The following is a 6,733-nucleotide window of genomic DNA, read 5'->3' as shown; positions in this document are numbered from 1 at the left end:
AGCGATGATTCTGAAACGGTTGATATCATTGACCGTCGTGACAGCGATGATTCTGAAACGGTTGATATCATTGACCGTCGTGACAGCGATGATTCTGAAACGGTTGATATCATTGACCGTCGTGACAGCGATGATTCTGAAACGGTTGATATCATTGACCGTCGTGACAGCGATGATTCTGAAACGGTTGATATCATTGACCGTCGTGACAGCGATGATTCTGAAACGGTTGATATCATTGACCGTCGTGACAGCGATGATTCTGAAACGGTTGATATCATTGACCGCGACAGAAATGTTGACGGAAATGAAGCTACTCGCACCCTAAATCCTGTCGAAATTGTTCGCCCTATTGACAGTGTTGGCCCGGTTGCTACCGCTGGCCTTGTGAATAACCTGCCCTATTATATTGATGCTTTGCTTCCTACAAATCAACCACGATGGAACAAAAATAGCCCACTCGGTACGCCCGTAGAAGTTACTTTTAGCTTCATGCAAACTAAGCCAGAATCTACCTCATGGGATGACTTCAAACCCTTCACAGCAGAACAGCAGGAGTCTGCCAGACAAGGATTAAAACTTTACTCTGATATTTCCAATATCACATTTAAGGAAGTTTCTAATGCTAACGGTGGTGGAAAAATTCAGTTTGGTTCTATCGACATTCCCAATTATGCAGGCTGGTCTACTGGAGTCGGGTCTGCTACTAAAAGTCACATTTGGCTTGACAAGAATCTTGCCAACATTACGCCCGGTTCATCAGGATTTACAATTCTTCTTCATGAAATTGGTCACTCCCTAGGGTTGAAACACCCTCATGAAGGGGCAGTAAATATGCCCAATTATCAAGACAACGATCGCTTTACTCTCATGTCTTACAACGGTCACCCTGATATGCCAGGGGTGACACCAAAAACTCCACAACTATTTGATGTTGCAGCAGTTCAATATCTTTATGGGGCTAATACCAATACCCGTTCCGGTAACAATACTTATAGTTGGGGCAAAAATGCCAAATTTATCGAAACGATTTGGGATGGGGGTGGCACCGACCAAATCAGTGCCGCTAACCAAACTAAGGATGTAGTCATTGACTTAGTCGCAGGTGGTTTCAGTTCTATCGGTGCCAATGGTAATGCCAATGCTCAAAACAATGTGGCGATCGCTCTCGGCGCAACCATTGAAAATGCAGTTGGAGGGACTGGAAACGACAACATCTACGGGAATGCAGTTGCCAACAACATCCGAGGTGGATTGGGAAATGACAAGCTATATGGCCAAAGCGGTAACGACTTTCTGAGTGGAGGTAGCGGCAACGATGCCCTTAATGGCGGAGATGGCAATGACATTCTCAATGGTGACTCAGGCAACGATACTCTTAAAGGCGGAAAGGGTAATGACACTCTCAATGGTGGCTTAGACAACGACATTCTCAATGGTGACGACGGTAATGACATTCTCAATGGCGGAAACGGCAACGATATTCTCAATGGCGGCAACCAGAATGATACTCTCAATGGTGGCTTAGGCAAAGACACTCTCAATGGCGGAAACGGTAACGACAGGCTCATGGGTGGCGACGGTAATGACGTTCTCACGGGTGGCGACGGTAATGACACTTTAATTGGTGTTAATTCTTCTGAAGCGAGCCCTGGCACTCAAGAAATTGACATTCTTACTGGAGGTGCTGGAGTTAACACCTTCGTCCTTGGGGATGCCAATAATATCTACTACAATGAGGGTGGTTTGCAGGTTCCCAATCCGAATCCATTTGTTAACGGCTACGGCTTAATTAAAGACTTTACATCCGGTCAGGATACTATCCAGCTTAAAGGAGGAGTCAACTATAAATTGCAGGAGGTCAGCCTTGACGGTGGAGTATCAGGTCGAGGAATCTTCGTTGATAATCCGGGATTTTCCCCCGATGGATTGATTGGTGTTATACAAGGGATACAACCTTTCACTAACCTTAAGATAAACAATGGTGCTAGTATAACCACCATTACTGGGCTTGGTTTGGGCGGGGGCTAATTCTGTCTGTAGATTGGGAAAGTAGCTCTGTATTGAAAATAGGGAATTGGGAATGAGTGTTGTTTCCGAAACCCTATTTTCAATAGTCAGTGAAGTTAGCGATCGCTCAAGTCAGTCTCTTTTATTCTTCATAAGCGAATGCCAAATGCACGCTACGCGATCGCGCGATCGCACTATCACTGCTTTTCAAGCTAAAACACGGCAGAAATACTCGCGGTACAAATTGCAACGCGGCATGACATAATTATTTTGCCGCCGCACAATTCCCATGCTGTGCAATTTGTAAATTTGCATTGAATCTAATTCCACTGGTTCGGCCGAATTAACAACTTTTTTCAAAGCCAAAGCTAATTCGGGATTTTGTTGCAAAATTTCCAAATGCTTGCGTAAATGACTGCTGTAACTTCCAGATTCTGAGGCCGCATTTTCTAATAGCTGAGTTAAGGAAATTTTGCCACAACTAATCTCATACATTGCCAATCTTACTAAATAAGGATGGCCGCCGATCGCACTTATTAACTTTTGCAATTGCCCCTCATCCCACTCCAAGCCGTGTAAGCGAGCTAAATCGTGAATTTGCGGCCTCTCAAACTCCAGCAACTCAACGGGAACCCCCGCATTAAACGGAGATTGATTCATGTCCAAAGGAATATAAACTTCGGTAGAATGCGCCATTACCAACCGCAGTTTTTTCCAGATATCCGAAATCTTGGCTTTTTCGTGCCAGCTTCGCAGCATCCCCAAAAAGTCTTCAACTACTTCCGTGTAGGGAAATAGGCGATCGACTTCATCCAACCCCAAAACTAGAGGCGCTGATGTTTCTGCCAGCAAATACTCTTCAAAGTAAACCGTACAGTTATCGTTGCTGCCCAAAATATCCGTATCCCAATATTCGTTTAACTTGTTTTCTAACTTTAGCTGTCGGCTTACCATCAAACACAGCCAGCGCAGAAATTTATCCAAATTTGTTAAGATTCCTCGGTCTGCAGCGCTTAAATCTAGATAGACTGCGTGATAGTTTTCCCGATCGCCCTGAGCTAAAATTCTGGTCATCAATGAAGTTTTGCCCATCATTTCCGGTGCTTTGATCCGAATCAGCGAACCGGGTTTCACAACAGTCTCGCCGCACAAAGATTCAATGTTGCAACGCTCTACATAAAAAGGAGAATCTAATGATACCGAACCTTCGGGAAATGGCAAATTTGCGATCGCATTCAGTGTTGGCGAGGGCAGATTTATGTTAGTAGCTTGACGTAATTCTGGCGAGGCAAATCTCCTTAGAGCTTCTTTGAAATTTTTCTTACTAATTTTTTCTCCTAACGCTTCTGAAAACTTGTGCCACAATTTGTTACCGACATCTTTGTTGAGGTATTCAGCACTGTAGCCGTAAACTTTGGCGATTTCATCGTAACTTTTGCCTTCCCAAGAACCTTGAAGGACTTTCATTTCGATGTCGCTGAGATATTTGCCGGTGTTTTGAGCAAAAATGCGATCGGCAGATTCTTTGGTTTGGCTCCAAGAGAAGTCTAATTCTGAGTTCATGGGCTCGACCGGTAAGTACGTATATACGTAAGTATGCAGACTTTTACAAGATATCTATTGTTCCTGCATGGAGAAAGCCACCCTGACTTTTCCGTATTTTAACTGATTTAACCTGAGTTTTTACTGTCAGTCCTTGTAGAAACACCTGATTTTACTCCCCTGGTGGGTTTTCTTCTGGGAAAATATACTGGTTTAGAAGCAACTTGATTGCCGATCGCCCGATCGCAATTATCGATCGCCTCACCAACAATAGCCGAACCTCGCCAACACCAGGGTATAAGGAGAAACATTATGGCTGCTACCATTACCGTTAATAGCACAGATGACTCGAATATCAGGAATGCCGTCCTCACCCTCAGAGAGGCAATTCTGGTTGCCAATGGCACTCTGAATGTTCCTGCTTTGACAGTGGCAGAACAAGCACAGATTAACGGTACATTGGGTACAGCAGCCGATCGCGACACGATCGCCTTTAATATCGGGGCGATCGGTTCTCAGCAATTAATTCAGCCTTTATCCGCACTGCCGCCCATCTCCGATCCAGCGATCGTCGATGGTTGGAGTCAAGGCGGCGCGGGCTATAACGGTTTGCCACTGGTGGAACTCAGCGGCAACCTCGCCGGATTGGTGATGGTCGGACTTGATATCACTGCTGGGAACAGTATCGTGCAAGGTTTAGCAATCAACAGATTTGACTGGGCAGGTATCCGCTTGCAAACCAATGGCGGCAACGAGATCCTCAGCAACCACATCGGCACGGATCTTGCGGGTACGGTTGATCGGGGCAACCGCAGGGGGATCTGGATTGATGGCGTTCCAGATAATCGGATCGAGAACAACTTAATCTCTGGCAACAACACTCTTGGTGTCGGGCTTGGCATCGAGATTTCCGGCATCGCTGCGCGCAACAACCAAGTAATCGGCAACCGTATCGGCACTGATGTTACTGGTACTGTTGCGATCGGCAACTACTCTGGTGGCATCAGCATCCGCAATGCGCCTGAAAACTTGATTCAGGACAACCTGATTTCTGGCACTGTGGCCGGTGGCGGAATTTTGATTAACGGCCCAACTGCCAATCAAAATCGAGTTGTCGGCAACCTCATCGGCACTGATATCACGGGTAATGTAGCGCTAGGAAACAGTTACTATGGCATCGCTATTGGCAGCGCTTCTAACAATATTATCGGCGGAACGACGCCTCAAGAACGCAATATCATTTCTGGCAGTCTGAATGCGGGTATTGCTTTTCTACAAGCGCCTGGTTCAGGCGTTATACCTGCGACAAACCGGGTTGTCGGCAACTATATCGGCACTAATATCAGCGGTACTGCTGCTTTGGGAAATCCGATCGGTGTCTGGATTGCTGTTGGCGAAAGCAACATCATCGGCGGCACGACACCGCAAGAACGCAATGTCATTTCCGGCAATCAAATGGGCGTCTATTTCCTTGGCGACCAGACAACTGGCAACCGCGTTATCGGCAATTATATCGGCACGCAAGCTGACGGCAGCACTCCTTTACCCAATACTTTGTACAGCAACGTCGTAGCTTTCAAGGCTGGTGTAAATAACCGCATCGGCGGTACCGCAGCAGGGGAAGGCAACACGATCGCATTTAGCGGTAGCAACGGTATTCAAGTGACTGATAGCAACGGTTTGGCAATTTTAGGCAATTCTATCTTTTCTAATAATGGTTTAGGCATCGATCTCGATAACGATACCGATCCCTTAACTGCCGACGGCCTTACCCCAAACGACTTGGGAGACGGGGATACAGGCGGAAACGGCTTGCAAAATTTCCCGGTGTTAACCTCGGCAACTGCTAGCAACGGCAACATTACCCTTAGCGGCACTCTCAACAGCATTCCCAATACGACTTTCCGCGTCGAATTTTTTGACAATACTGCCTTAGATCCCAGCGGTAACGGCGAAGGAAAAACTTATCTCAACTTTGTTAACGTCACGACTGATGCTGCTGGCAATGCTAATTTTACATCGCCGCCCTTAACTGCAACAGGGGCGATCGTCACTACTGCTACTAACTTAACAACTAACGATACTTCGGAATTTTCTCAACCTTCCCCCGGCTTACTGGAATTTAGCAATCCCGCTTACACCGTGAATGAAAACGGTACAGTTGTAGGTACTGCAATTACCGTCAATCGCATCGGTGGTAATAAAGGTGCAGTTGGGGCAACGCTGACGCTGACGGATGGCACTGCTGTTGCTGCTGACTACACCAAGACGCCGATCGCAATTAACTTTGCCGCCGGCGATACGACACCAAAAATTGTTACTATTCCGATCGCCGATGACGCGATCGACGAAGCTGACGAAACGGTTAATTTATCTCTAACTAATCCAACGGGAAATGCTACAGTTGGCGATCGATACAACAATGCAGTTTTGACAATTGCAGATAACGATAACCCTCCAACTGTCAGCATCGCCCCCGCCACGATTAACCAAGCTGAAGGCAATACAGGCACAACTGCCTACAACTACACCGTTAGCCTCTCCAATCCTTCTGGTTTGCCCATTACTGTTAACTACAAAACAGATGACGGTACTGCTACTACGGGCGATCTCGACTACGAAGATAATGACGGTAATCTCATCTTTAATTCGTCAGAAGCGCTAACAAAAACGATCGCTGTAATTGTTAACGGCGACACCAAATTCGAGGCGAATGAAAATTTCAGCGTTACCCTCAACAACGCCATCAACGCCACCGTCAATCCCGCCGCCAACCAAAGTACGGGCATTATTGTCAATGATGATAGTGATGACTCTAATCCCACTCCAACTCCGACACCGACAGAAACGCCAACTCCCACAGAAACGCCGACACCGACAGAAACGCCGACACCAACTCCGACAGAAACGCCAACGCCAACGCCGACAGCAACGCCAACGCCGACACCAACGCCAACTCCGACACCGATTCCGACAGAAACGCCGACACCAACGCCAACTCCGACACCGATTCCGACAGAAACGCCGACACCAACGCCAACTCCGACACCGATTCCGACAGAAACGCCGACACCAACGCCAACTCCGACACCGATTCCGACAGAAACGCCGACACCAACGCCAACTCCGACACCGATTCCGACAGAAACGCCGACACCAACGCCAACTCCGACACCGATTC

The 6,733-nt window shown here is 47.1% G+C and carries 4 protein-coding genes; 2 read left to right on the top strand and 2 right to left on the bottom strand.

Annotation, left to right across the window (positions count from 1 at the left end; translation table 11 throughout):
- On the top strand, window positions 1-2,031 hold a 2,031-nt coding region (locus tag QUA00_RS35840; RefSeq protein WP_333413311.1), incomplete at its 5' end, for a M10 family metallopeptidase.
- Between the two features lie 186 nt (window positions 2,032-2,217).
- On the opposite strand, the gene QUA00_RS35835 is transcribed toward QUA00_RS35840, so the two are convergent.
- Both QUA00_RS35835 and QUA00_RS35830 read right to left on the bottom strand, forming a co-directional pair.
- Window positions 2,218-3,573: an AAA-like domain-containing protein gene (locus tag QUA00_RS35835; protein ID WP_333148143.1), complete on the bottom strand. Its 1,356-nt coding sequence runs from the start codon at window positions 3,571-3,573 to the stop codon at window positions 2,218-2,220.
- A 107-nt stretch (window positions 3,574-3,680) separates the two neighbouring features.
- Complete coding sequence (locus tag QUA00_RS35830) at window positions 3,681-3,863, bottom strand: hypothetical protein (protein ID WP_333148141.1); 183 nt, start codon at window positions 3,861-3,863, stop codon at window positions 3,681-3,683.
- A gap of 1 nt (window position 3,864) precedes the next feature.
- Here QUA00_RS35830 and QUA00_RS35825 point away from each other — a divergent pair.
- The coding region (locus tag QUA00_RS35825) for a Calx-beta domain-containing protein (protein WP_333413309.1) at window positions 3,865-6,733 on the top strand (2,869 nt) is incomplete at its 3' end.

Source organism: Microcoleus sp. T2B6 (genome assembly GCF_036700475.1).
In the GTDB taxonomy this organism is placed as follows: domain Bacteria; phylum Cyanobacteriota; class Cyanobacteriia; order Cyanobacteriales; family Microcoleaceae; genus Microcoleus.
This window is presented reverse-complemented; position numbering and strand designations above follow the sequence as displayed.

What these genes read in the sequence shown, in the direction of transcription:
- QUA00_RS35835 (WP_333148143.1), bottom strand. Translation starts at nt 3,573, where the DNA reads ATGAACTCAGAATTAGACTTCTCTTGGAGCCAAACCAAAGAATCTGCC.
- QUA00_RS35830 (WP_333148141.1), bottom strand. Translation starts at nt 3,863, where the DNA reads ATGTTTCTCCTTATACCCTGGTGTTGGCGAGGTTCGGCTATTGTTGGT.